General features: G+C 50.4%; 21 protein-coding genes. 13 read left to right on the forward strand and 8 right to left on the reverse strand.

Annotation, left to right across the window (positions count from 1 at the left end; translation table 11 throughout):
- Positions 1-10: 10 nt before the first annotated feature.
- The 5 genes from KJS69_RS14250 to KJS69_RS14270 are packed head-to-tail and all read right to left on the reverse strand — an operon-like array spanning position 11 to position 6379.
- The gene (locus KJS69_RS14250; RefSeq protein WP_213584450.1) at positions 11-1237 is read right to left on the reverse strand and encodes a YheC/YheD family endospore coat-associated protein; all 1227 of its coding nucleotides are present in this window, start codon (positions 1235-1237) and stop codon (positions 11-13) included.
- Between the two features lie 6 nt (positions 1238-1243).
- Positions 1244-2380, reverse strand: coding sequence for a YheC/YheD family endospore coat-associated protein (locus tag KJS69_RS14255; RefSeq protein ID WP_213584451.1), 1137 nt, complete (start codon positions 2378-2380; stop codon positions 1244-1246).
- Entirely contained in the window at positions 2381-3751 is a 1371-nt protein-coding gene (locus KJS69_RS14260; protein WP_213584452.1) for a YheC/YheD family endospore coat-associated protein, read from the reverse strand.
- A 60-nt stretch (positions 3752-3811) separates the two neighbouring features.
- On the reverse strand, positions 3812-5002 hold the full coding sequence (locus KJS69_RS14265) for a YheC/YheD family endospore coat-associated protein (RefSeq protein WP_213584453.1): 1191 nt from the start codon (positions 5000-5002) through the stop codon (positions 3812-3814).
- Between the two features lie 12 nt (positions 5003-5014).
- The gene (locus tag KJS69_RS14270) at positions 5015-6379 is read right to left on the reverse strand and encodes a YheC/YheD family endospore coat-associated protein (RefSeq protein WP_213584454.1); all 1365 of its coding nucleotides are present in this window, start codon (positions 6377-6379) and stop codon (positions 5015-5017) included.
- 116 nt (positions 6380-6495) lie between these two features.
- Here KJS69_RS14270 and KJS69_RS14275 point away from each other — a divergent pair, with 116 nt between their 5' ends.
- The 4 genes from KJS69_RS14275 to KJS69_RS14290 all read left to right on the forward strand — a co-directional run bounded on the left by KJS69_RS14275 (position 6496) and on the right by KJS69_RS14290 (position 10133).
- Positions 6496-7662, forward strand: a complete 1167-nt coding sequence (locus KJS69_RS14275; RefSeq protein ID WP_213584455.1) for a DUF445 family protein — start codon at positions 6496-6498, stop codon at positions 7660-7662.
- A gap of 276 nt (positions 7663-7938) precedes the next feature.
- Entirely contained in the window at positions 7939-8274 is a 336-nt protein-coding gene (locus KJS69_RS14280; protein ID WP_213584456.1) for a YlbF/YmcA family competence regulator, read from the forward strand.
- Between the two features lie 63 nt (positions 8275-8337).
- Positions 8338-8616 (forward strand): hypothetical protein, encoded by a 279-nt coding sequence (locus KJS69_RS14285; protein WP_213584457.1) that lies wholly within the window; start codon positions 8338-8340, stop codon positions 8614-8616.
- A 176-nt stretch (positions 8617-8792) separates the two neighbouring features.
- Positions 8793-10133: a DRTGG domain-containing protein gene (locus tag KJS69_RS14290; RefSeq protein ID WP_249730529.1), complete on the forward strand. Its 1341-nt coding sequence runs from the start codon at positions 8793-8795 to the stop codon at positions 10131-10133.
- A gap of 4 nt (positions 10134-10137) precedes the next feature.
- Here KJS69_RS14290 and KJS69_RS14295 read toward each other — a convergent pair whose 3' ends face one another.
- The 3 genes from KJS69_RS14295 to KJS69_RS14305 are packed head-to-tail and all read right to left on the reverse strand — an operon-like array spanning position 10138 to position 11302.
- Positions 10138-10428, reverse strand: a complete 291-nt coding sequence (locus KJS69_RS14295; protein ID WP_249730530.1) for a YtpI family protein — start codon at positions 10426-10428, stop codon at positions 10138-10140.
- A gap of 59 nt (positions 10429-10487) precedes the next feature.
- Positions 10488-10973, reverse strand: coding sequence for a sporulation membrane protein YtrI (locus KJS69_RS14300; protein ID WP_213584459.1), 486 nt, complete (start codon positions 10971-10973; stop codon positions 10488-10490).
- Complete coding sequence (locus KJS69_RS14305) at positions 10970-11302, reverse strand: YtrH family sporulation protein (protein WP_213584460.1); 333 nt, start codon at positions 11300-11302, stop codon at positions 10970-10972. Before KJS69_RS14305 ends, KJS69_RS14300 begins: the two co-directional genes overlap by 4 nt.
- A gap of 526 nt (positions 11303-11828) precedes the next feature.
- Here KJS69_RS14305 and KJS69_RS14310 point away from each other — a divergent pair.
- From KJS69_RS14310 to icd, 9 genes are all read left to right on the forward strand, one after another.
- A complete protein-coding gene (locus KJS69_RS14310) occupies positions 11829-15677 on the forward strand; it encodes a DNA polymerase III subunit alpha (RefSeq protein WP_213584461.1) in 3849 nt (1282 codons plus the stop codon).
- A gap of 420 nt (positions 15678-16097) precedes the next feature.
- Positions 16098-16286 carry a glutamate decarboxylase gene (locus tag KJS69_RS14315; protein WP_213584462.1) on the forward strand — a complete coding sequence of 63 codons (189 nt, stop codon included), beginning with the start codon at positions 16098-16100 and terminating at the stop codon, positions 16284-16286.
- Between the two features lie 36 nt (positions 16287-16322).
- Positions 16323-17192: an acetyl-CoA carboxylase, carboxyltransferase subunit beta gene (gene accD / locus KJS69_RS14320; protein WP_213584463.1), complete on the forward strand. Its 870-nt coding sequence runs from the start codon at positions 16323-16325 to the stop codon at positions 17190-17192.
- Positions 17182-18147 (forward strand): acetyl-CoA carboxylase carboxyltransferase subunit alpha, encoded by a 966-nt coding sequence (locus tag KJS69_RS14325; RefSeq protein WP_213584464.1) that lies wholly within the window; start codon positions 17182-17184, stop codon positions 18145-18147. Before accD ends, KJS69_RS14325 begins: the two co-directional genes overlap by 11 nt.
- Positions 18148-18261: 114 nt before the next feature.
- Positions 18262-20016 carry a pyruvate kinase gene (gene pyk, locus KJS69_RS14330; RefSeq protein ID WP_213584465.1) on the forward strand — a complete coding sequence of 585 codons (1755 nt, stop codon included), beginning with the start codon at positions 18262-18264 and terminating at the stop codon, positions 20014-20016.
- A gap of 168 nt (positions 20017-20184) precedes the next feature.
- Positions 20185-20652: an acyl-CoA thioesterase gene (locus tag KJS69_RS14335; protein WP_213584466.1), complete on the forward strand. Its 468-nt coding sequence runs from the start codon at positions 20185-20187 to the stop codon at positions 20650-20652.
- A gap of 14 nt (positions 20653-20666) precedes the next feature.
- Positions 20667-21062 (forward strand): FxsA family protein, encoded by a 396-nt coding sequence (locus tag KJS69_RS14340; RefSeq protein WP_213584467.1) that lies wholly within the window; start codon positions 20667-20669, stop codon positions 21060-21062.
- A gap of 240 nt (positions 21063-21302) precedes the next feature.
- Positions 21303-22418, forward strand: coding sequence for a citrate synthase (citZ, locus tag KJS69_RS14345; protein ID WP_213584468.1), 1116 nt, complete (start codon positions 21303-21305; stop codon positions 22416-22418).
- 244 nt (positions 22419-22662) lie between these two features.
- Positions 22663-23961, forward strand: a complete 1299-nt coding sequence (icd, locus tag KJS69_RS14350; RefSeq protein WP_213584469.1) for an NADP-dependent isocitrate dehydrogenase — start codon at positions 22663-22665, stop codon at positions 23959-23961.
- Positions 23962-24114 lie beyond the last annotated feature (153 nt).

A 24114-nucleotide genomic window follows, 5' to 3' on the forward strand; every position in this document is an offset into this window, starting at 1 on the left:
TTTTTTTAGTTTAGCTCTGCAATGGTTCGTTAGCTTGTTCTGTCCAGGCAGAAAGTTCGGCCCTGGGCTCTTTTTCCCGCTCCCGCCCCATGGAGTGCTCGACCTTCAGCTCGGCATCTTCCTCCGGCCACATAGAGGATTCCAACTCCTGCCCCTTATCCCGGCTTAGCCATAAAGCATATTCCAGCGGTCTTTTTATCGCCTTCAAATACGTCTCCCGTTCCCCGATCCGGTGGAACACCTCCCGTGATGGCTTCGGGTTGACCTCGAGCAGCCAGACCTTCCCTTCGCGATCGACTGCCAGATCCAGCGCCATTTCGCAAAGCTGATTGAATTGCTTTTCCAGATGGATGACGACTTCGTGGCTCAGCGATTCCATCTCTTGGCGGATACGGCTTATTTGATCCGCGTCGAATCTTCTTCTCAGCAGCGCCTCCATAGAGGCTGCGGAGCCTCCCCCGTGCAAATTGGAAGTGACGCTCTTGCGAGGGCCGATTCTTCCGGCACAGCCGGTAACCTCCCATCTTCCCTGCCCATTCTTCTGGATCAACAGGCGGAAATCATGGACGCGGCCGTCCGGGAGCGTAATGTCGATGCCTTGCTGAATCAAATAGCTCTTCTTCAAATTCCAGTCGCTCAGCTTGACGGGAATCTGTTCGGCACTGAGCAGCAGCGGCGCGATAATTTTTCGCTGACGGTTTCGCCCGCGCAGCAAATATTTGCTGCCTCCGGTTCTTCGAATGCTGACGATCCCCCGTCCTCCGGTACCGTCCTCCGGTTTCAAATAAACGATAGGATATTTGTGAAGAAAGCGGAATAAATCCTCCTTCTGCTGATAACGGACCGTTTCCGGGAGATGGCGGGCGATGCTGGCGTTGCTGGACAATATTTGGTGGTTGCCCCATTTGTGATTCATAGGCCGGTTTAAAAACTTCAAATGTCCGTATTTGGCCCGGAACTGCTTCAGCTGTTGAAATCGGTAGGTTCGCTGGAAGCGGCACCGATCATAAATGAGCTTCGGAAACGGCATCCATCTCCGAAGCCATCTGCGCCTTTCGGCATCATAAATATGGGCATGAATCAGTTTTTTGCCAGATGCCACGTCTTCCGGGGTAAAGACCATGACGGACAGTCCCATCCTTTCTCCCAAGACGCTTAATTTTCTATAGACATGCATTTCATCAATCTGATTCTTCCCAATATACAGAGTCAAAACACCGAGCGTCGATTGTGTCATGCGAGCTCACCCGCTTACTATTTTCTTGGTCTTGCTTAAATAAAGGCTGTATTGAATAATGCGTTCCAACGATTTTTTGCGGATATCCGGCTCGTCGAACTTCATGGGCCGCGAATTGGCTTCGAAGAACCAGATTTGTCCGGATGTGTCTATTCCGAGATCCATCGACATTTCCCCGAGAGTATGTCCGGAGGCCTTCTCGATGCGGCGGGCAATGGAATAGGCCGCCTTCTTCACCTTCAAAAGGATGGAGCGCGCCGTTTCCTTACCGAAGGTGGCGCTCAATAATTTGTCCGGTTCGTCAATGGAGCCTCCTCGTGGAACGTGCGTAGTAATGCTCAACTTCCCGGCTACTCTCGCTCCGATTCCAGACAGACTCCAACTGCCCTTGCCATTTTTTTGGACCAGTACCCGCAGATCGAACGGACGATTTTGGTAGCTGGACAGCTTGATGCCCTGTTGGATAATATAATCCTCCGAACCAATCTGTTCCTTCAGCACTCCCCATAATTTGGATATTTGGGTATGGACGGAAATATGGCTTTTGCGGAAGTTTTGGATAATCAGCCGGTAGGAGGCTTTTGTTTTAGAGCTTCCTGCTTCGATTTTCATAATCCCTTTACCTGCTTTGCCCCGCACTGGTTTTAAATATACGGTCGAATAATGCTTCAGGAACAGCTCCACATCGTTCTGGCTCGTCAACCGTTGGGTGGCGGGAATAAATCTTTTGGTCTGCTTGGTTTTGTTTAGCCATTCGAAGAGCGTCCATTTGTTAAAAAAGAAAGGGTTGAAAAGGCGGATATGAGAATGCCGGAGCAGGGATTGGACCGTTTGCTGAACTTCCGGATGCAGCTCGTCTTTCCGGGTCGGGATTCGATTGTAAATCACATCGGGCAAAGGAAGCATTATTTCGCTCCACGTTTTGGTCGTCGGGTTATAGACATAGCTTTTGATTTTCCGTTCCCAAAGCTTGACGTCGTTAACGGTAATGACATAGACGAAGGCCCCCAGCTCTTTGCCGCAGCGAATCAGATCAATAAAGTTGTAGTGATTTCCGCGAAAAGGTCTTTTCTCATCCGGCATCGTTAAGATTGCTATACTGGGCTGCGTCGAGGAATGCAATTCCTGCACATATAAATCCACCTATCCCTCCCTCCTCAACTGAAACCTGCTTAAATACATACAATGCTCGATAATGTTGACTAGAGAGGCTTTTCCTTGAGCCTTTAAAGATGGATGCTTAAAGATAGAGCGTCCCGGCTTGGCATTCGCTTCAAACATCCAGATATTCTCGTTCTTGTCTATGCCTAAATCAAAACCTAGCTCTCCCAGCGGTCTGGAATAATTATTTTCAATGGATCTCGCAAGGGTTATGGCTACTTCTTTGGCGCGTTGGAGTATTCTATCTCCTCTCGAGCCGAACACCTTACTGAGCACCTGCTCAGGAGTCATCAGCTGCCCACCGGTACGAACGTGGGTGGTTACACTTCCTTTGCCGGCTTTCTTCGCCCCGATGCCAGCGGCCACCCATTCATTATTGCCGTCCTTCGTCATATGGAAGCGGAAGTCGATCGGGCAGCTGTCGATCTCGATAAGGCGGATTCCTTGTTGTACGACATAATATTGGAGCCGGACATTATGCGCCCGGAGCATTCTCATTAATCCTTCAAACCGAGAGAAACGAATCAGCACATTGCCGTCGTTTTTGCGGAAGCGGGCAAAGTAGCCCCTTTCCGGGTTGTAGGTTAACCTGTAAATTCCTATACCAAGGCTTCCCGCAGTCGGCTTCAGGTAAACAAACCGGTGCTTCTCCAGCATGTCGCGGATCGTATCAGGCGATGGGCGATTGTAGGATTCAGGCACGTATTTGTTCGCTTCATCTCCGGACAACAGCCGATACACATCGGATTTATCAAAGAAGCTCCAGTTGAACAAAGGAATTCTTCTTCGTACGAACTTTTCTTTAAAATCTTCCATCGATAAGCTTTTTTCCGCGCTGCGGCTTGGAAGACGATTATATACAACATCGGGCAGAGGAACGGTTTTCCGTACCCATCGGCCGCCGGATGCCGGGAAATAACCCGTAATAACTTCTTCATCCCAGTTCACGTTGCGGGGAGAAAAGACGAAATAAAAAGCCGGCCGTTCCCCTGCCGCTTTTAAAAACTCTTTGATAAAGCCGGTTCTCGATCCAAAAGGAAGCACAGGATTGTTAGTGGCGTAGGTCATAATACCGATGAGCGGACCGAAGCGAAGATCTTTTCCCGTGCTGCTTTTGACCATACATTTGCCCCCGGACGGCAGCCTAATCGTGGAAGCGACAGATTGCGGGATGACGACGAAGCTCCCTTTGCGATTGATCACCCGAATCGGCTGTGTGGAAGATCGGTTGCCAAATTTAAGAGTAATGGTACGGGAATTGTTTAATTGAAGGATTTTGCTCAGGGATCGTGTGACTGTTACCGCTCTTTCCGATTGCTGAGAGATTAAGATATTGCATGTAGTCAAACTCATTGGGTACCCTCCTAAGGGTTTTACGGAGTAAAACCTTCATCGAAAGCGTAAGCTAACCAGTTAATAGGACAAAGACATGTTAGTTACAGTGAGTCCTTGGGTCGGGAAAGACGTTCTTTGCCCGTTTATCCTCCATACCGTGTCTCTCGACCGCTTAAGCAGGTAGGAAGCGTAGGCCATTGGATAAACGAGTGATTTCCGCCGTGCACGATCGTCACATAAAAGCTGGAAGATCGTTCTCCCGGGCTTAGAGTTCACTTCGATCAACCAGACCCGGCCGTCCCGGTCTACTCCGAAATCGATGCCAAGCTCGGCGAGTCGGCCGAAGTGGCCTTCGAGCTGCTCGGCTATCCGGATGGAAATACGGCGCAGCATTACAGATAGCTCTTCACCTTGCTTTGTTCCGAATTCTGACTGGAGAAACGGTTCCGCCGCTTGGGCGGTGCCCCCGCCGTGTAAATTGGAAGTCACGCTTCCCGATTGACCCTGGCGAACGGCCATTCCCGTTAAAGTCCAGCGGCCTTCTCCGTTCTTTTGTACGAGAGATCGGATGTCATAGACGTCCCCGGAACGGGAGTGCAGCTTAAGGTTGGGCTGCAGCAGATACCGCCGGTTGGCGAACTGGTGAAACCAGGAGACCAGAGCGGTAAGGCTGTCGATTTTTTTCTCAAACGGGACGTTATGGAAATCCCTTCCTGCTATTTCATAAATTCCGTTTTTCAGCTTAAGAATACGGACGGCTCCCTTACCCTGGGTTCCCGCATCCAGCTTGAGAAAGGCGGAATCGTTGTGCTTAAACCAAGGCACGAGCCCGGAGGCGTTCTGCAGCCGAATCGTTCTTGGTACATATTTCTTCAAGTCGGGAGCCCGGAGAATAGCTTGATAAACGCTCCATTTTCCCGTTAGGCCGTTGCCAAGAACGATAAAGCTCTTCTTGTGGCGCAATTCCGTCAATACCAAACGATGCTGGACCAGATCGCGGGCATTCCGGTAAAAAGCCCGGTCGTATATAAGATCGGGCAGAGGAAGCCGTTCTTGGCTCCAGCGGTGATTGGCGGCGGAGTACCGGTAGCCCACGACCTCATTCTCTTCGTTCAATGAAGAAGTGGAGGGGGTAAATACGTACACACCGAGCCCAAGCCGGTTACCCTCCTGGGTAAGAAGCGAATAAAATGCCGAATCGGCAAATGGAGGATTTCCCTCCGAATCACTGACGAGAATGCCAACCTGATAGGGATCGGTTAAGGTCATGGGGGCCACCTTTCAAAATTTTGCTAAATATTGTGAATATTCAATCGTCCGCTTCACCGAAGGTCTGATTCTGGATTGGCGAAGGGCCGTATTGTCCTCTTTGGACGGTTTGGAATTGACCTCCAGCAGCCATGCGCGGCCCTGAATATCGATAGCCAGGTCAACTCCGAGTTCCCCGAAGTGCTCGGGAATTTGGTCATCCAGGCCTACGGCGATGGCGAGTGCCGCTTTATGCAGTTTAAGTGCTGCGGCGGCGCGGCTGTTCGAAGCCAAGTTGGAGCGCGCGAGCGCCTCTTTGACGGAAGTCAAGCTTCCGCCTCGGGCCAGGTTGGAAACGAAGTTATTGCTTCCGGCAATCCTTCCCACGATAGAAGTGACGGACCAGCTTCCTTTTTTGTTTTTTTGCACGAGAGCACGAAAGTCGATGGGTCGTCCTGCACAATCGATCAGGCGCAGCCCCTGCTGGATTTGATGCCGATTTCTCTTCAATCTTGCGGAAATCGCGGAATACAGCTTTTTAAGAGTTGGGAAGGTCAGTTTACGCATCCCCACCGATTGGTTAAAATGACAATGATAGCCGGTTGCGCTTCGGGAAATTCGGATAATTCCTTTACCGAGACTTCCCGTAACCGGCTTGAGGAACACTATGCTGTATTTATGGCACATGGATTGGAGCATGTCGAAGTTGCGGAAGGAGTAAGATTCCGGCAAGTAGACCCGCAGGGCGGGCACTTGTCTTAGCGCGCGAAACACTTCGGTTTTGTCCAGATATTTCTCGTTGAAAACGGAGGAGTGATAGCGCGTTTTAATTTCTCTAATCAATTGCTGAACCTTTGAACTGTTTTCAAGCTTGCGGGTTGTCAGACGATTGTATACGCAATCCGGGACTGGAAACGAAGCTTTGCTCCATTTTTCCCGATATACCCACCCATTCAGCTTATCCGATTGGATAGGCAGATCCTCGGGGGAGAAGAAATAGACCATTCCCCCCAGCTTTTTGCAAGCCAATGACAGCTCTTGGCAGAACGCGGTACTTGACCCAAAGGGGCGGTCCGGGACGAGGGTGGAAACACGGCTGACCATCACTCCGATCAAAGGACCGATGCGCATCGTCTGTGTACTAGGCTGGTAGTTGAGGCAAAGTGTGATTCCGTGCGCTAATCCCAGCGATTCGGCGAGTGCCTCGCTCATCCTTAGAGAGGTCGGCCTGGCGGCGGGAACGACTTTTACTTCTCGCTTCAAGGAACCGAACTGAAGGGTAACGTTATGGTGAGTTGGAATGTTTAACTGGTTGACGAGGGCTTCCTTGAGGACGACCGTCTGGCTGTCCAGACGGCTGCTGTTGTGGGTGTATATAGTTATTTTTTTACTCGTCATGGGTAAGTTCCCTCCACCGCTGTCTGCATCTTTGGTATATTAAACTAATTCATCATATGAGGACATATTTTTCTTGGTGATTGGAAAATGCCTATCTTACTGGAAAGGAGCCTGCCATGAAGGAGATATTGACCGTATTGATCGCGGTAACCGTCGCAGGGTTTGTCGGCGGAGTTACCAATCACTTGGCCATCAAGATGCTGTTCCACCCGAGACAGCCCATTCGCATACGCGGTCGCCGGCTGCCTTTTACCCCTGGGCTGATTCCAAAGAGAAAGGCCGAAATCGGCCAGTCGCTCGGCAAAGTGGTCGCCGAGCATCTCGTGACGACGGAAGGACTTGCCTCGCTGCTCACAAAACCGATTTTCGTTGAAAGAGTTGAGGACAAGCTTCGAGCGTGGGTGAATAAATGGGCGGAAAGCGAGGAGACGATCGAGCAGCTCGCGGTTAAAATCTGGACTCCCGCTCAGGTGGAGGAGGGCAAAAAGCTGCTGGCCGAGTGGCTGCGGAATAAAACCTCTCAGACGGTCCTCACTTTGTGGGATCGATACGAGTGGTCTGATCTGACTCTGGGGGGGCTGGCATCCGGATGGCTGGAGAACCGCCGGGAAAGCCTGGTAGAACGGGTCGCGGAGCAGATCATTGAGCAAATCAAGAATGAGCTGCAGTCGCCTAACGGAGAAAAGATGCTGCGCAAGCTGACCGTTCAATTTATGGAACAAGCAGGCGGCTTCCTGGGAACACTGGCAGGAATCTTTATGGATGAGGATAAAGTAGCGGGCAAGGTGCGCTCCGCATTGTATAATCAATTGGATTCGCCCCAGTTTCGCAACGTTCTTAAAGAAATGCTGCTGCGGAAGCTTGAGCAGCTGGAGAAGCTGACAGTAGGCCAGATGATTGGCTATATCAGCGATCGGGATGCCCGGGAGTGGGCCGGGCTTCAGTCAGCTTCACTCTTGCCATGGGAAGATTGGATAGAACGGGGAGGAGGCTGGCAGCTCCGCGATCTGCTTGGCCCCAGGAAGGAATGGGTGCTGGGACAAGTACACAGCCTGACCTCGAGAGTGCTGGGAATGCTGGCGCAAAATATGGAACGATTAGTCAGCGCGCTTAATCTCCCGGCGCTGGTCGAGGAAGAAGTGGAGAAATTTCCGGTAGAGCAGCTGGAGAACATTATATTAAGTGTATCCGGCAAAGAATTCCGCGCCATTACATGGCTGGGGGTGCTGCTGGGCGGTTTTATCGGCCTGTTCCAGTCCGTTCTCATGCTCTGGCTTCGTTGACGGGGCGGGTCATGTCCTGCACAAATATATGGTACGATGAACTAGCTTAGTTGAACTAACGATTGAATAGGTCATGAAGTGGAGAAAGAAAGATGCTTCCAGGGCGAGTTTTGGCTTTGTATTCCTACCATCCGAAGGCCCATCCATATAGAAGGAATACAAAACAAGATGTTTGAAGCTTCGGAGGCACTTTCCTTCGGAACGGAATGACAGCTATTCTTTAGTTCAACATATATAGCTTAAACTCATAGACTAAGGAATAAGGAGATGATACGAATGAACGTGCATGATAAAGCACATGAATTGGCTCGTGCGATCCAGGAAAGCAGCGAATTCCAACAAGCGAAGCAGGCGGCCGAGGTGATTAACGCCGACCCGGATTCCAAGCGGATGCTCGACGATTTTCGCAAGCATCAGCTGGAGCTTCAAAGCCGGATGATGTCCGGCGAGACGCCACCCAAGGAAGAAATGGAGAAGGCGGAGAAGCTTTATGAGGTCATTTCTCTCAACTTGAACATTCGCCGGCTGATGGAGGCTGAGAAGCGGCTGACGGTTGTTTTTGAAGACGTGCAAAAAATTTTGGGTGAATCGCTGCAGGATTTGTACAAGTAGTCATAGTCCCCTCCCCTTGCGCATAAAGTATAGCGTAAAGGCTTGGAGAGGAGGGCTTCCCGGATGAAGGGGTTTAAGAATGTGATCTATTTGAGCTTGGCTCTCGGCATGTTGATGTATGCCGTTCCTCAACTGGAAATCGGCGGCGGCTGGACGCTTCCTACCGTGTTCAGCATTGTCTGGATCGGATTCGCATTGCTTATTATCGGCGCCCAGCTTCACGATATATTGCGAGTGGACGAGGAGACCCGTAAAGAGCTGACCGCCATCAAACAAATGAAGCGGTGGAAGCTGCAGCAAAGGCTTCAAGGGAAAGGAAAGCTGCTGCAAATGCGCAAATAGTTGCTGTAAAAGGAGAGACCGGTTAGATTGGTTCAGCCGCGGGATGCTTATCATCCGGCGGCTGTTTTTACTGCATTGATAAGCCGAGCTTCCGCTGCGTTGAACTTTCCCTTCGTTTCGTACTATAATTGAAGTATTACAGTATAGTACAGTAATCCATTAATGAGGTGTAACAGGTGGAATCACTTACGCAGGACGAAACGTTGACGAAGCATGAAACTATTCTCAGATATATTACCGAGTTAAAAGTAGGCAGCAAAATATCCGTTCGTAAAATCGCCAAGGAGATGGGCGTCAGTGAAGGAACGGCTTATCGGGCGATTAAAGAGGCGGAGAGTCAAGGGATTGTCAGCACGAAGGACCGGATTGGATCGGTTCGCATTGAGAAGAAACGGCGGCATAATATTGATAAGCTGACCTATGCGGAGGTTGTCAATATTGTGGATGGCGAAGTGCTTGGCGGAGCGGATGGACTTAACAAGACACTGAACAAGTTCGTCATCGGAGCGATGCAAGAAGAGGCTATGAAGCGGTATGTCGAGGCAGGCAATCTGCTGATTGTCGGCAATCGTCAGAAAGCGCAGCAATTCGCGCTGGAAACCGGGGCGGCGGTGCTGATTACCGGAGGGTTCGAGGCGAGCGCGGCCATCGTACGGTTGGCTGACGAACTCGGGCTGCCGATCATTTCGAGCAGCTACGACACGTTTACAGTGGCTTCTATGATCAACCGGGCTATTTACGACCGGCTCATTAAGAAAAAAATTATGCTTGTTCAAGATATCATTTCTCCGGAAAGCGTAGTTTACGCCTTGAAAAGCAGCCACAAAGTGAAGGAGCTGCGCCAGTTGATGGAGGAGAGCGGGCATAACCGTTTCCCCGTTGTGGATGAATGGAATCGTGTCGTCGGGATGGTGACCTCCAAACAATTGGTCGATTCCGGGCCGGAGCAAACGATCGATCGACTGATGACCCGCAATCCGATCACGATTCATCTCCAGGCGACGATTGCCTCCGCGGCTCATCTTATGGTGTGGGAAGGAATCGAGCTGCTGCCGGTGATCGACGCCAACCGTAAAATGGTGGGGGTGATCAGCCGCAAAGATGTGCTCAAGGTCATGCAGTATATTCAAAGGCAGCCGCAAATTGGAGAGACGTTCGAAGATTTGATCTGGAGCGGATTTGAGGAAGTTCAGACGGAGGACGGCAGCACCCGGTTCAAAGGGATGGTTACTCCGCAGATGACGAATCATCTGGGAGCAGCTTCCGCGGGTGTGTTAACGACGCTGATGACCCAGGCCGCTTACCGGGCAGTGCAGAATTGCCGCAAAGGAGACCTGGTCATAGACAACATATCGACCTATTACCTGCGGCCGGTTCAGATGGAAACGGAGGTCGAAATTCGTCCGAATGTCATTGAAGTCAGCCGCAAGTATGGGAAAATCGATGTGGAAATTTACCATGAAGGACTCTTGATCGCCAAAGCGATGGTAACTGCCCAAATGTTTGATCAAGCATAGCGGGTTATAGGGTCTTCTTATAGCTTGAATAGTTTTTAAAGCCAGCGAAGGCGTTAAACAGCCCCAACAGCAAAAAAACAGCGCCAACCGCGCCGCGCAAAAAACTCGGGTCGAACAGGATAAATTGAGCAAAGGCGATCGAGATTAGCATGACGCCCATGGAAATGTTCATCTTGGCCGCTTCGAATCCTTTGGTCTGCGGATCTTTGCGCGTCCGGTAGCGGATGCTGTAAAATGCTGAGGCCGCAAGAGAAGCAAGGACAAGGACAAACAGGATGTAATGATACCAGCTCATAGTCGAAACCATCCTTCTAAAGTTTGTTTCCTTAACTGTACTGATTTTTCCGATAAAAATCAATTTCGGCTCAGCGGCTTGGCCTCGAACCAGACTCGCAATTCGGATTGGACGAGCATAAGCGTCTTCACTTCTACCTGATAGTCTTTATCATAGACTCCGGGATACGGCTTTTCTATCAGCTTCATGTACAGCTTCGGGTCTTTTTTAAAATCGGCAACGAGTTTTCCACTGACAATTTTTAAATCGCGATGCACCCTCCGTTCCAGCTCGACCTTGCTCAGATCGTCCAATTCGTGACCTTCCTCCAGATGTACGAAAACTCCCCCAATGTACGCTGCCTGCTTTTTATTTTTGCTATAGGTCTCAATTTCGCTTTGGAGCACTCGAATCTCCTGTTCCAAATCGGCGTTCCGGTTGGCAAGCAGGGAGAAATTTTGTTGATAAATTCCCATAAACAGGGCGCTTCCAATAATCATGCCGGCCAGAAATAGGCCGAGGCGGGCCAGCCAGTGGAGATACCGATCGAAATTCGGAACCCTCATGACGAACCCGCGCCTTCGCAAATCCACTGGATTAGCTGATAGGCCATCTGGGCCCCGATAAAAGCAACGATGAAGTAAAGAATTTGCTTAATCGCAGGGGAAAGATAACCTTCGGTAAAGTTGAATTCGATGACCCTTAGCGGGTCGATCGTTCCTCCAACGGCGGCGACCATCGCCCAAATTTTAATGTTTCCGGCTATTTTGAGCATGTATACGGCCGGCGGCTGGAGGATGAAGACGGCGGCTATCCCTCCAAGCATGCTTCCTCCAAGCACGATGCCGAAGGCAATGAAAAAATCCATGGTCAGCTTAGTTAAAAAAGTTGTCATGGAATCCCATCCTTTAACGTTTGTCCTGTTAGTCTTATTTGTATGATTAACTGGTCCTGCATAGAAGACAGGCCTGAAAAAAAGGTGTTTTTTAAGAAAGATTTTTATTTCCTGATTCGTTCATAGCTCTTCATGGATTTGTGTTTTTCCAATCGGGTGGTTCCTTACCCGTTTGTTAAGTCAACTCAGAGCCGCCGTTCGCCCCAGATTCGCGCTTACTTGCATTTGCTTGCCTTCTCTTTTGACCTTTATCCCCTTCGCTCAGGTTGAGACAAAATCCTCAATTGAAAGGCTCTGTCCCAGACCGGGAGTTGTCTAATGAGTTATCAATTTATCAGAGCGGGATGTGTTGCTGCCTAATACTTTTTTTGTACGGGAGGTATATGGTGAGCCATAAAAAAAGTCCATGTAGTCGAGTTTTATAAGAGAGTGGAACAAGGGATTTGAAAAGATGCGAATGTGGGTTCGTCTCTTGTGGCTAAATGTGATAAAATAGAGGGAATAGGAAAAGAGAGGGAGAACGGAAATGAACGGCTTCGTGCATCTTCATGTCCATAGTGAATACAGTTTGCTGGACGGAGCGGCCAGAATCGAAGAATTGGTCGATCAGGCGGCCCGGCTTGGCATGTCTTCTCTGGCCCTTACGGATCACGGTGTCATGTATGGGGCCATCGCATTTTATAAGGAGTGTGTCAGAAGGGGGATCCGCCCGATCATTGGCTGCGAGGCTTATTTTACGAGCGGTTCCTTGCATGAAAGAGGCTCCCGTCAGGATCAGCCGATTTATCATCTGATTCTGTTGGCCAAGAACGAGAAGGGATACCGGAATTTGATGAAGCTTTGTTCAATCGGCCATCTGGAAGGGTTTCATTACAAGCCGCGTATCGATCACGATCATCTGGCCCGCTATTCGGACGGGTTGATTTGTCTGAGCTCCTGCCTGGGCGGGGAGATATCCCAGCTGCTGCTGCATGATAAATATGAGGAAGCGAAGGAAGCAGCCCTGCGCTACTATGGAGTATTCGGCGAAGACTATTATTTGGAGATTCAGGATCACGGTCTAATGGAGCAAAAGAAGGTCGCCCAGGAGATGATCCGGTTAAGCCGGGAGACCGGCATTCCGCTCGTTGTGACCAACGATGTCCATTACGTGCGTCCGGAGGATCAAGCGGTGCAGGATATCCTTATTTGTATCGGGACGGGGAAGACGATTGACGACCCGGAACGGTTCAAGATGGAGACGACGCAGCTTTACCTGAAAAGCGGGGAGGAAATGGCCCGTTTGTTTGCCCATGTTCCGGAAGCTCTGGCGAATACTGCGGTCATTGCGGATAAATGTCAGTTGGAGCTGCAATTAGGCCGTACCATTCTGCCAAGCTTCGAGCCGATTCCCGACTCCATGTCGGCTGGACAATATCTTGCCGAATTATGTCAGCAAGGGCTGAAGCGGAGATACGGAGGCCGTGAGGAATGGGAGGATGCCGAGTATCGGCGGAAGCTGGAAGAGCGATTGAACTATGAGCTTGACGTCATTGATCGGATGGGTTTTTCCGATTACTTTTTGATTGTTTGGGATTTTATCCGATTTGCCCATGAACGGGGAATAGCGACGGGACCGGGTAGAGGGTCGTCTGCAGGCAGTCTGGTCGCCTATGTGTTGTCTATTACCGATGTCGATCCTATTCGTTATCGACTGTTGTTCGAACGATTTCTGAACCCGGAGAGGGTATCGATGCCCGATATCGATATCGATTTCAGTGATGTGCGGAGAGACGAGGTCATCGAATACGTCTCCAGCAAGTACGGGGCGGAGCATGTTGCCCAAATTGTTACCTTTGGCACTATGGCGGCAAGAGGGGCGGTACGCGACGTTGGCCGGGTGCTGAATATGCCCTACCATGAAGTGGATCGCGCGGCGAAGATGATTCCAAATTTCCTCGGTATTTCGTTGGAGAGGGCGCTGGAGGTCAATCCTGATTTGCAGGCGTTGTGCAGCCGGAATCCCAAGACGGAGGAATTGATCCAAATGGCCCGCAAGGTGGAAGGAATGCCCCGTCATGCCTCGACCCATGCGGCCGGGGTTGTCATTTCGCGGGAGCCTCTTACCGATTACGTCCCGCTGCAGGAAGGGGCGGACGGTATTCCTCTGACCCAGTATTCGATGGAGCATCTGGAATCCGTGGGCTTGCTGAAGATGGATTTTCTTGGGCTGCGGACGCTCTCGATTATCGAACGCACGTTGAAATTTGTACTGGAGCAATGTGGAGAGGCCATTGATTTTTCACAATCGTTGTATGACGATCCGGACACTTACCGGCTATTAGGGCGCGGGGATACAACCGGTGTTTTCCAATTGGAATCAGCGGGGATGCGTCGGGTGCTGAAGGAACTGAAGCCTTCTGAATTCGAGGACATTATTTCGGTTAATGCGCTCTATCGTCCGGGTCCGATGGATTTTATTCCGAAATTTATTCAGGCCAAGCATGGACTAACCGAGATAGAGTACCCTCACGAATCGCTGGTTTCGATATTGGAAGACACCTATGGCATTATTGTGTACCAGGAACAGATCATGCAAATCGCGGCTACGATGGCCGGCTTCACTCTTGGTCAGGCGGATTTGCTGCGCAGGGCGGTCAGCAAGAAGAAGCGGGAGGTGCTCGACGAACAGCGGGCATTCTTTGTAGCCGGAAGCGTGCGGCAGGGACGAACGGAGGAAGAGGCGAATCGCGTATACGACATGATCGTCCGTTTTGCCGACTACGGCTTTCCACGGGCTCACGCGACGGCATACGGTGTCCTGGCTTACCAGACCGCCTATTTAAAAGCTCATTACCCGGTTCAGTTTATGGCTTCCATGCTGACAGCGGTTATGGGCAGCCACCGCAAGGTGGCCGAGTACGTTGACGAGTGCCGGCGGATGGGCATCGTCGTCTTGGCGCCGGATGTGAACGAGAGCGGCTATTATTTTACCCCTGTGGAGGGAGAGGTTTCGTCCCCGGCACTGGCGGAGGGAACTTCCATAGAATCCGGAGCTGTTGACAAAGCAGAAGAAAATCTGGAGTCGGTGTCACCTGCCAGGGAAGGAACGCTTGGAAGCATCCGTTTCGGGCTGGCCGCGATCAAAAATGTCGGCACGCATGCGATTGAAGCGATCCTTCAGGCGAGGGAAGAGCGGCCGTTTGGCGATTTGCTCGATTTTTGCCGCCGGGTCGACCTTCGCGTCTGTAATAAACGAGTGATTGAATCGCTCGTGCAAGCAGGGGCGTTCGGATCCTTGCCCGGACATCGGGCTCAACTGCTCACTATTCTCGATGAGACGGTGGAGGCTGCCGTGAAATGGAAGAAGGAAAGCGAGGATTTGCAGCTCCATTTGTTCGGCTTTACCGAGGAGGCGAACTGGGTCATTGAGTACCCCGAGGTTCGGCCGTATACCCGAATGGAGCAGCTCGAGCTGGAGAGGGAATTGCTCGGTTTCTATCTCTCGGGGCATCCTTTGGATGCTTATGAGGAAGGGCTTCGCGAGTCGGAAAGTGATGCGGTGCATTCGCTCGCTGAACTGCCGGATAACAACCAGGCGCTTGTAGCCGGAATGGTCGTCTCGATGAGAACGATTGTGACGAAGAAAGGCCAGCAGATGGCTTTTATGGAGCTGGAGGACCGGATCGACCGGGTGGAGGTCGTTATTTTTCCGGAGGCGTGGAAAAAATACGGAAGCTTGGTCGACAAAGGCAAGCTTCTGCTCGTCAAAGCGAAAATCCAGCATCAGGATGATGCGGTGAAGCTGCTTGCCGAGCAGCTGTATGCGCTGGAGGAGGAAGCCGCCTGGAACGAGCTCAGGCGGTGGCCGCTCCAGCAGCGGCGCGCGCGGGCGGGCGCCGGCCGCAGTCTCGCCGGCGCACCGGCATCGGCCGCCGCAGCGCGCGGTGGCGCGGCAAGTCCTGGCGCAGCGGCTCGTGGCAGCGCCGCGCATGCCGACGCCGCCTACGGCGCAGCTCCGCAGGCCAGCGCGGCCGCGGGCACGCACAGCGGCGCGTCAGCTGCGCCGCGCTCCGCGCCCGCGTCAGCAGCCGGCGGGCCGCAAGGGCCCCGCGCCGCGGCAGCGCGGACGGGCGGCGGCCAGCCCGCTTCGCGCGGCCAGCCGGCGTCGCAGCGGGTCTATATTAAGATAGACCCGCTGCACGAAGCGCCGCGCACGCTTGAAGCGCTGCAGCGCCTGCTGCAAGGGCAGCCGGGTCCGCTGCCGGTTGTTCTGTTCTACGAACGCGAACAGAAGACGGTGATGCTGAGCGAGCGCTACCTCGTCAAACCTTCGCCCGTTCTTTTTCAACAAATCGAAAAGCTGCTCGGAGACGGTACGGTTCGTGTGAAATGAGCTGTTCTCCCATTCTTAACAAACATTTAATAAAGTCTGGTGAAAAAGTTCTCATGCGGGGGGAAGTTCAGTGCCACTCAACCTCCCTTATCCTTTTGTTCATTCAAAAGAAAATCAAGATTGGGAATAAGTCGGAAGGGGACTTTTTAACAAACTCTAAAATAAGATAGAATGACGTGCCGGGATAGATTAAACGGGATAAAATGGGCTTGTTCAGCATAGATATGGAGGAAAATATACTTAGGAACAAGGTCACAATCATTTCCCTCTTTAAGATTGTTTTAATGCCATGATCCACCTGTCTACTAGCTCTCTTGCCCTATTAGGTCGACTTGTCTTTGTTGCTATAAAAAGACGGGTTATGGTATCATTAATCCATTGTGTAGGCTTATGAAGCAGGGGTTAGGGAGGTTATCCGCCATGTGGACAGTCATTTATATCGCTCCGACGGCCAAAATAGCGGATCGTCTTAAGGAAAAGCTGACGGAAGAAGGGTTCCTTGTTCAAGTTCGGGCGATCAGCTTAACGAAAAATCAATATGAGATATTGGTTCCCGAAGGAGAGCTGGAAGAAGTTCAGGAAGTTCTTAATTCCATTCTGCATCGGTAATATCCTGCTGAAATTAACGCCTGGTGAGGTGTAAACGTGCTAAAGGATTTTTTTTACAAGAAAAAAAAGTACGCCACAATTCCTTCTGAAAAGGCGAAAAAGGAAATACCCGAAGGGATCGCTAACAAGTGTCCCAAGTGCGGAGCCATTCAATTCAGCATGGAATTGGAAAAAAGTCAGAAGGTATGTTCCTCTTGCGGGTATCATTTTATATTAAATGGCTTCGAACGGATACAAATGACCTTGGATGAAGGTCGTTTATTCGAATTCGACAGGGATATGGTATCTGCGGATCCGCTTGAATTCCCGGGGTACCCGGAAAAAGTGGCGGCAATGATCGACAAGACCGGAAGCAAGGATGCGGTCATTACCGGTGAAGGAACGATCGGGGGCTTTCCCGTTGTTGTTTGTGTGATGAGTTTTGAATTCTTCAGTGGAACGCTCGGCAGTGTGGTCGGTGAGAAAATTACCCGTGCGATTGAAGTGGCTATGCAGAAACAGTACCCGTTGATCATTTTTTCAACTTCGGGAGGAGCTCGTATGCAGGAAAGCATTCTGGCTCTTATGCAGATGGCCAAAACAAGCGCGGCACTAAGCAAGTTTCATGAAGCGGGCGGACTCTATATCTCCATATTTACAGACCCGACCTTGGGCGGAGTAAGCGCCAGCTTTGCCATGCTCGGCGATTATGTGCTCGCCGAACCGGGGGCTATCATCGGTTTTGCCGGAAGAAGGGTCATCGAGCAGACTATTCGGCAGAAGCTTCCGGACAATTTCCAGACGGCCGAGTTCAATCTTCAGCGCGGTCAGTTGGACAAAGTGGTTCATCGGAAAGAAATGAGGACGGTATTGACTCAAATTTTGGATATGCACACGGTGAAGGAGGTGTCTTCCGATGGCCGGTGATTTGCCGTTTGAGCATCCTCTGGCGGAATTGCGTGCCAAAATTGAAGAGCTGCGCAAGTTTGGCAGCGACAAGAATATCGATTTTACCGAAGAAATTCTCCGGCTCGAGGATCGATATGCCCGGCTGGAGGAAGAAATTTATACAGATATCTCCGTACAGCAAAAGATGCAAATTGCCCGGTTTCCGGTAAGGCCGACGACGCTGGATTATATCCAGTATATTTTCACTGATTTTTTGGAGCTGCATGGAGACCGGTTGTTTCGCGATGACTTGGCGATTGTCGGCGGCCTGGCTAGGCTGAACGGCGTTCCGGTTACGGTGGTCGGCCATCAGAGAGGCAAGGACACTAAAGATAATATTGCCCGCAATTTCGGCATGCCTCATCCCGAAGGCTTTCGCAAGGCGCTTCGCCTTATGCAGCAGGCAGATAAATTCCGTCGGCCGATTATAACCTTTATCGATACGACCGGGGCTTATCCCGGCGGAGCAGCGGAAGAACGTGGACAAGCCGAAGCCATTGCCCGGAATTTGAGAGAAATGGCATCTTTCAGGGTGCCTATTATTTGTGTGGTCATAGGAGAGGGTGGCAGCGGAGGAGCGTTGGCATTAGGCGTGGGAAACCGGGTGCTTATGCTGGAGCATGCGATCTATTCGGTCATTTCTCCTGAAGCAGCCGCTTCCATTCTGTTTAAAGACAGCTCCAAATCGCTGCAGGCTGCGGAAACTATGAAAATTACCGCACAGGATATACTTAAGCTGGGCGTAATCGATGAAATTGTTCCCGAGCCTAAGGGGGGAGCCCATCGGAATGTGGAGGAGCAATCCCAATATCTTCGGGATATGATCTGGAAGCATCTGGAGGAGCTTGTCTCCATGTCCGAGACAGAGCTCCGCGAAGACCGTTATCGCAAATTCCGTTCGATCGGTGAAGTGGCCTTTTATCAACCGAACTGACGGATGGTTTATGGAGCCTTGCAGTAATGCAGGAAGATTTGCAGCAATGGATGGTTAGCCTTGCGGACTTTCCGTATCCGCAAGGATTGTTGAACTTACAGGAGGAACTGAATTATGCGTAAAGCGAAAATTGTATGTACGATTGGACCGGCCAGCGAAGCTCCCGAAATGCTGGGCAAACTGATGGAAGCGGGGATGAATGTGGCGCGGCTCAATTTTTCCCATGGGGATTTTGAGGAGCATGGAGCCCGGATCCGCAACATCCGTCAAGTAGCCAAGGAGCTGAACAAGAACGTAGCGCTGCTGCTGGATACGAAAGGGCCGGAAATCCGAATCGGCAAGCTTGCCGAAGAACCGATTGAGCTCATTCAGAATGAGCATATTGTTTTGACGACGGAAGAAGTGTTGGGGGACAAGCATCGCATCTCTGTTACATACAGCGAACTTCCTTCGGATGTTGAAATCGGCTCGACTATTTTAATTGATGACGGTCTGATCGGTCTCGAGGTCGTTGATATTCGCGGCAATGATATCAAGTGCGTCATCGTCAACGGCGGATCGATCAAGAGCAAGAAGGGCGTTAACGTGCCCGGGGTCAGAACTTCTTTGCCAGGAATTACCGAGAAGGACGCTAACGATATTGTGTTCGGAATTGAGCAGGATATTGACTTCATCGCCGCTTCCTTCGTGCGCAAGGCCAGCGACGTCATGGAAATTCGCGAGCTTCTGGAAAGACACAATGCGAGTCATATTCAAATTATTTCTAAGATCGAGAATCAGGAAGGCGTCGATAATCTGGATGAAATTCTGGAGGTATCCGACGGCCTGATGGTGGCACGTGGAGATCTCGGGGTAGAAATTCCTGCGGAAGAGGTTCCGCTTGTTCAAAAGATGATGATCAGAAAGTGCAATCTGGCCGGAAAGCCGGTTATCACCGCTACCCAAATGCTGGATTCGATGCAGCGCAATCCCCGTCCGACCCGCGCGGAGGCCAATGACGTAGCTAATGCGATTCTGGATGGATCGGATGCTGTTATGTTATCCGGAGAAACCGCGGCTGGCCGTTATCCGGTGGAATCGGTACAAACGATGGCGCGCATTGCGGAGAAGGCTGAATCGGCGTTGAATCATCGCGAGGTGCTGGCCAAGCTGCGCGAGGCCCAGCAGACTACTGTGACAGAAGCCATCAGCCAGGCGGTAGCGAATTCCGCGCTGGATTTGCAAGCCAAGGCGATCATCACTCCGACCGAAAGTGGATATACGGCGAGAATGGTTGCCAAATATCGCCCTAAATCACCCATCGTCGCCTATACCCCATCGGAGCACACGATGCGTAAATTAGCTTTGGTCTGGGGCGTCACTCCCGTACTCGGGAAGAAAGCCCAATCAACCGATGAGATGATTGAATTTGGCATCGAGGGAGGCCGGAAGGAAGGATTATTCCGCCTCGGAGACTTGGTTATCATTACAGCCGGATTGCCGGTCGGTCAATCCGGAACGACGAATTTGATCAAGGTTCATCATGTTGGCCAGTTAATCGCCAAAGGACAGGGAATCGGAACGCAATGCTCTACGGGGCGAGTCGTCACGGCCCGAAGCCCGGAGGAAGCGAATGCCAAAATGACAGAAGGATCTATTCTCGTCGCTGTATCTACGGACAAGGAATATATACCGGCTATCGAGAAGGCTGCTGCGGTTATTACGGAAACGGGCGGAATTACTTCCCATGCGGCGGTCGTTTGTCTGAGCTTGGGCATCCCGGTCATCGTCGGCGTCGAGAATGCGTTTGACGTGTTGAGTGAAGGGATGGAAGCGACCATCTATGCCGAGATGGGCTTCATCTATTCTGGCAAAGCCAATGTTATATAAGACAGGACTGAAGACACGCCCTGGGAGCGGGCGTGTTTTTGCCGTGTCTCCAAACATGGTATGCTAGAGGGGGAGGCGGCCTGATCCGCTGGAATAAGGCCGATCACCCTCGAAATTGTTCCGATACTCAGATTTCACATTTTGTGCGGTTGGGAGGTTCGCTTGATAATGAATCGATGGCACGTTCACCCGATTCGCGTCCGTTATGAGGAGACGGATCAGATGGGAGTTGTCTATCATGCGAGTTATTTAACTTGGTTTGAAATCGGCAGAACGGAAATGATAAGACAAACCGGTGTTACTTACCGGCAGCTTGAGGCTAAACAACTGCTGCTTCCGCTGATTGAAGCGTCTATGAAGTTCAAACAACCTGCACGTTATGACGATATCGTCGCTGTCTATACACGAATGGCCGATTTGACTCCTGTTTCTGTTCAGTTTGAATCACAAATTCGCAGAGTGGAGGAAGAGGCCGAGGGAGCGGCTTGGGAGTTAGACGGTCTGGTAGATCAACCCGAAGGTGAATTCCTTGTCAGCGGGGAGACCAAGCATATGTGGGTTAACCGAGATTGGAAGCCGGTTAGGCTATCCAAGCAATTCCCAGTGTTGTATGAGCGTCTTCAAGATTACCGGTAGCAGGGAGGATGCGTATGTTCAAGTGGCTGATTCTTTTACTTATTACCGTTCCAGCTCTGGAAATATGGGGGATTATCGCGGTTGGCAGCTGGATTGGCGGTTGGCAGACGTTCCTTCTGATCGTACTTACCGGTTTAATCGGGGCTTATTTGGCCAAAAGTGAAGGGAGGAAGGTATGGGAATACGCCCAGCAACAAATGGCGCTTGGGTATAGTCCAACCGCTTCGCTGCTCGATGGGATTATTGTTTTTGCTGGGGGTGTATTTTTACTGGCTCCGGGATTTATAACAGATATTGTGGGACTAGTCCTGCTGCTCCCATTTACCCGGCCAGTAGTTAAACGGTGGCTGTATCTTTGGATAGAACGTCAAATCCAGAAGGGCCGGTTTTTATTTTTTACTCGCAGATAAAGAAAAAAATGACGGAAATTTGGAACAATAAAGGTATGCTGCCATAATGTATAGGTAGACTTGGGTTAGATAAAGATAATTTATCACTCTTAAATTTTGTTTATTGTACCGATAATGAACTTTTATAGACCCACTGTTCACTTCTTCGACAAAATCCTTTATGATAAAATGTAGTTAGATAAGTAATACTTGTGAAATAAAATATTTATTGCAAATTTTGCACAAAGGAGAGAGATAGGGATGACGGCGACAAAAGGCCTGGAAGGAATCGTCGCGACTACTTCCTCAATAAGCTCAATTATTGATGGTGTGCTGACTTACCGCGGAATCAATATCGATGATTTAGCGGAGCATGCTACCTTTGAAGAGGTTGTCTACTTGCTGTGGTATGGGAAACTCCCGAATCAGGCGGAATTGGACCAGCTACATAAAGAATTGGGTGAGAACAGCAATGTTCCCCAGGAGATAATCGAGCAAATCAAGCTGTACCCGAACCATACTAACTCTATGGCTGCTCTACGGTCCGCTGTGTCGAGTCTTGCTTTATATGATGATGAGGCCAACGACATGAGCCGGGAGGCCAACCTACGCAAGGCGATTCGCTTGCAGGCGCAACTTCCAACCCTGATTGCCGCATTCGCTCGAATCCGGGAAGGCCAGGAGCCGATTGCCCCGAAATCCGGAGCCTCCATTGCAGAGAATTTCCTGTATATGCTGACTGGCAAACAGCCTGATCCGATTGCGGTCGAAGCACTGGATAAAGCTCTCGTTCTTCACGCAGATCATGAATTGAATGCATCGACATTCGCTGCCCGCGTAACGGTAGCTACTCTATCGGATATTTATTCCGGAGTTACTTCCGCTATCGGTGCTTTGAAGGGACCTTTGCACGGCGGAGCTAACGAAGCGGTTATGGCTATGCTTGAAGAAGTAGGCACCCTGGAGAATGTAGAAAGCTACGTTAATCGTAAGCTGGATAATAAAGAGAAATTAATGGGATTCGGACATCGCGTTTACAAGAACGGGGATCCCCGCGCCAAGCATTTAATGAAGATGTCCAAGGAACTTGGCAGGATTACTAACAATATGAGTTGGTATGACATGTCGATCAAAATGGAGGAACTGGTAACCGGTCTGAAGGGATTGAAGCCGAATGTCGATTTTTATTCCGCCTCGGTCTATACTTCACTCGGAATCCCGAGAGATTTGTTTACACCGATTTTTGCGATCAGCCGTACATCGGGATGGACAGCTCATATTCTGGAGCAGTACGAGAACAATCGTCTGATTCGTCCGCGCGCAGAATATACAGGGCCTGTGAACCAGCCTTATGTACCTATCGAACAGCGTAAATAAAGCGGCCCCAGGCTGTCTTGCTTAACCACATCAGAGAGCTTATGTTCATTCAAGCATTATAATGAACACTTTATGATTGGCATGAAAAGCCTGAATCGTTTGGGTTTTCGGCTTCAATATAAGCTTTTCATACTTAGACGGGCTGTGCGAATCGTCAAGAGCCGCTCCCTGTTCATCTTTCGTTGTGTGTGTTCGTGTTCTGCCGGTTTACCGTACTAATACTTTAAAGAGGAGGAATTAAGACATGGCTCAATTCGAAACTTATTCCCAGCCTACTGAAGGCGAGAAAATTACAATTAAAGATAGCGTACTGCAAGTTCCTAACCACCCAATCATTCCTTTTATTGAAGGGGATGGCACAGGCCGCGATATCTGGCGGGCATCTAAGCGGGTGCTGGACGCAGCTCTGGAGAAAGCATATAAGGGCGAGAAAAAAATTGCATGGTATGAAGTATTTGCGGGGGAAAAAGCGTTCAACCAGTTCAACAGCTGGCTTCCTAACGATACGCTGACTGCTATTCGTGAATACATTGTAGCGATTAAAGGGCCTTTGACTACTCCAATTGGCGGAGGTATCCGTTCCTTGAACGTGGCGCTTCGCCAAGAGCTGGATCTGTACGTTTGTCTTCGTCCAGTACGTTATTTTGAAGGTGTTCCTTCTCCGGTTAAACGTCCGGATTTGGTAGATATGGTCATTTTCAGAGAAAATACGGAGGATATCTACGCGGGAATCGAGTACCAAGAAGGTACGGCGGAAGTGAAGAAGGTTATTGAATTTCTGCAAAAGGAAATGGGTGTTAACAAAATCCGTTTCCCCGAAACGTCCGGTATCGGCATCAAGCCCGTTTCGAAGGAAGGCTCCAGCCGCCTGATCCGCGCGGCCATCGAGTATGCTATTCAGCATGGTCGTAAAAGTGTTACGCTTGTTCATAAAGGCAACATCATGAAATTTACAGAAGGCGCATTTAAAAATTGGGGCTATGAAATGGCCGAGAAGGAATTCGGTGATAAAGTATTCACTTGGGCCGAGTATGATCGGATCAAAGAAGAAAAAGGTACCGATGCGGCCAATGCAGCACAAAAGGCGGCTGAAGATGCGGGTAAAATCATCGTAAAAGATGCTATTGCCGATATTGCACTGCAGCAAGTGTTGACTCGCCCAACTGATTTTGATGTCATTGCTACACTTAACCTGAACGGTGACTACCTGTCTGACGCCCTCGCTGCGCAAGTAGGTGGTATCGGAATTGCTCCGGGTGCCAACATCAACTATGTAACTGGACATGCTATCTTCGAAGCGACTCATGGTACCGCTCCTAAATATGCGGACAAAGATGTCGTCAATCCGGGATCTGTTATTCTGTCCGGTGTCATGATGCTGGAGCATCTGGGCTGGCAGGAAGCGGCCGATCTGATCTATAAAGGAATGGAGACCGCTATTAACAATAAAACGGTCACCTATGACTTCGCTCGTCTCATGGAAGGTGCGACTGAAGTGAAATGCTCCGAGTTTGCAGATGAAATTATCAAACATCTCGGGTAAGGTGAGCCAGCAATAACCGGGAGCCCGTTTCTTTGAAACGGGCTTTCCTCCGAAGTTGAACCAATAGTTTCTATAGGTATTCTCAATCCATAGGATCATCAGACTATACGAGCCAATGGGAACAAACTGCCTGAACCATCAATTTATGAGGAA

It is taken from the genome of Paenibacillus sp. J2TS4, assembly GCF_018403245.1.
Lineage (GTDB): Bacteria > Bacillota > Bacilli > Paenibacillales > NBRC-103111 > Paenibacillus_L.

What these genes read in the sequence shown, in the direction of transcription:
- KJS69_RS14250 (WP_213584450.1), bottom strand. Translation starts at nt 1,237, where the DNA reads ATGACACAATCGACGCTCGGTGTTTTGACTCTGTATATTGGGAAGAAT.
- KJS69_RS14260 (WP_213584452.1), bottom strand. Translation starts at nt 3,751, where the DNA reads ATGAGTTTGACTACATGCAATATCTTAATCTCTCAGCAATCGGAAAGA.
- KJS69_RS14265 (WP_213584453.1), bottom strand. Translation starts at nt 5,002, where the DNA reads ATGACCTTAACCGATCCCTATCAGGTTGGCATTCTCGTCAGTGATTCG.
- KJS69_RS14270 (WP_213584454.1), bottom strand. Translation starts at nt 6,379, where the DNA reads ATGACGAGTAAAAAAATAACTATATACACCCACAACAGCAGCCGTCTG.
- KJS69_RS14275 (WP_213584455.1), top strand. Translation starts at nt 6,496, where the DNA reads ATGAAGGAGATATTGACCGTATTGATCGCGGTAACCGTCGCAGGGTTT.
- KJS69_RS14280 (WP_213584456.1), top strand. Translation starts at nt 7,939, where the DNA reads ATGAACGTGCATGATAAAGCACATGAATTGGCTCGTGCGATCCAGGAA.
- KJS69_RS14285 (WP_213584457.1), top strand. Translation starts at nt 8,338, where the DNA reads ATGAAGGGGTTTAAGAATGTGATCTATTTGAGCTTGGCTCTCGGCATG.
- KJS69_RS14295 (WP_249730530.1), bottom strand. Translation starts at nt 10,428, where the DNA reads ATGAGCTGGTATCATTACATCCTGTTTGTCCTTGTCCTTGCTTCTCTT.
- KJS69_RS14300 (WP_213584459.1), bottom strand. Translation starts at nt 10,973, where the DNA reads ATGAGGGTTCCGAATTTCGATCGGTATCTCCACTGGCTGGCCCGCCTC.
- KJS69_RS14305 (WP_213584460.1), bottom strand. Translation starts at nt 11,302, where the DNA reads ATGACAACTTTTTTAACTAAGCTGACCATGGATTTTTTCATTGCCTTC.
- KJS69_RS14310 (WP_213584461.1), top strand. Translation starts at nt 11,829, where the DNA reads ATGAACGGCTTCGTGCATCTTCATGTCCATAGTGAATACAGTTTGCTG.
- KJS69_RS14315 (WP_213584462.1), top strand. Translation starts at nt 16,098, where the DNA reads ATGTGGACAGTCATTTATATCGCTCCGACGGCCAAAATAGCGGATCGT.
- KJS69_RS14325 (WP_213584464.1), top strand. Translation starts at nt 17,182, where the DNA reads ATGGCCGGTGATTTGCCGTTTGAGCATCCTCTGGCGGAATTGCGTGCC.
- pyk (WP_213584465.1), top strand. Translation starts at nt 18,262, where the DNA reads ATGCGTAAAGCGAAAATTGTATGTACGATTGGACCGGCCAGCGAAGCT.
- KJS69_RS14335 (WP_213584466.1), top strand. Translation starts at nt 20,185, where the DNA reads ATGAATCGATGGCACGTTCACCCGATTCGCGTCCGTTATGAGGAGACG.
- KJS69_RS14340 (WP_213584467.1), top strand. Translation starts at nt 20,667, where the DNA reads ATGTTCAAGTGGCTGATTCTTTTACTTATTACCGTTCCAGCTCTGGAA.
- citZ (WP_213584468.1), top strand. Translation starts at nt 21,303, where the DNA reads ATGACGGCGACAAAAGGCCTGGAAGGAATCGTCGCGACTACTTCCTCA.
- icd (WP_213584469.1), top strand. Translation starts at nt 22,663, where the DNA reads ATGGCTCAATTCGAAACTTATTCCCAGCCTACTGAAGGCGAGAAAATT.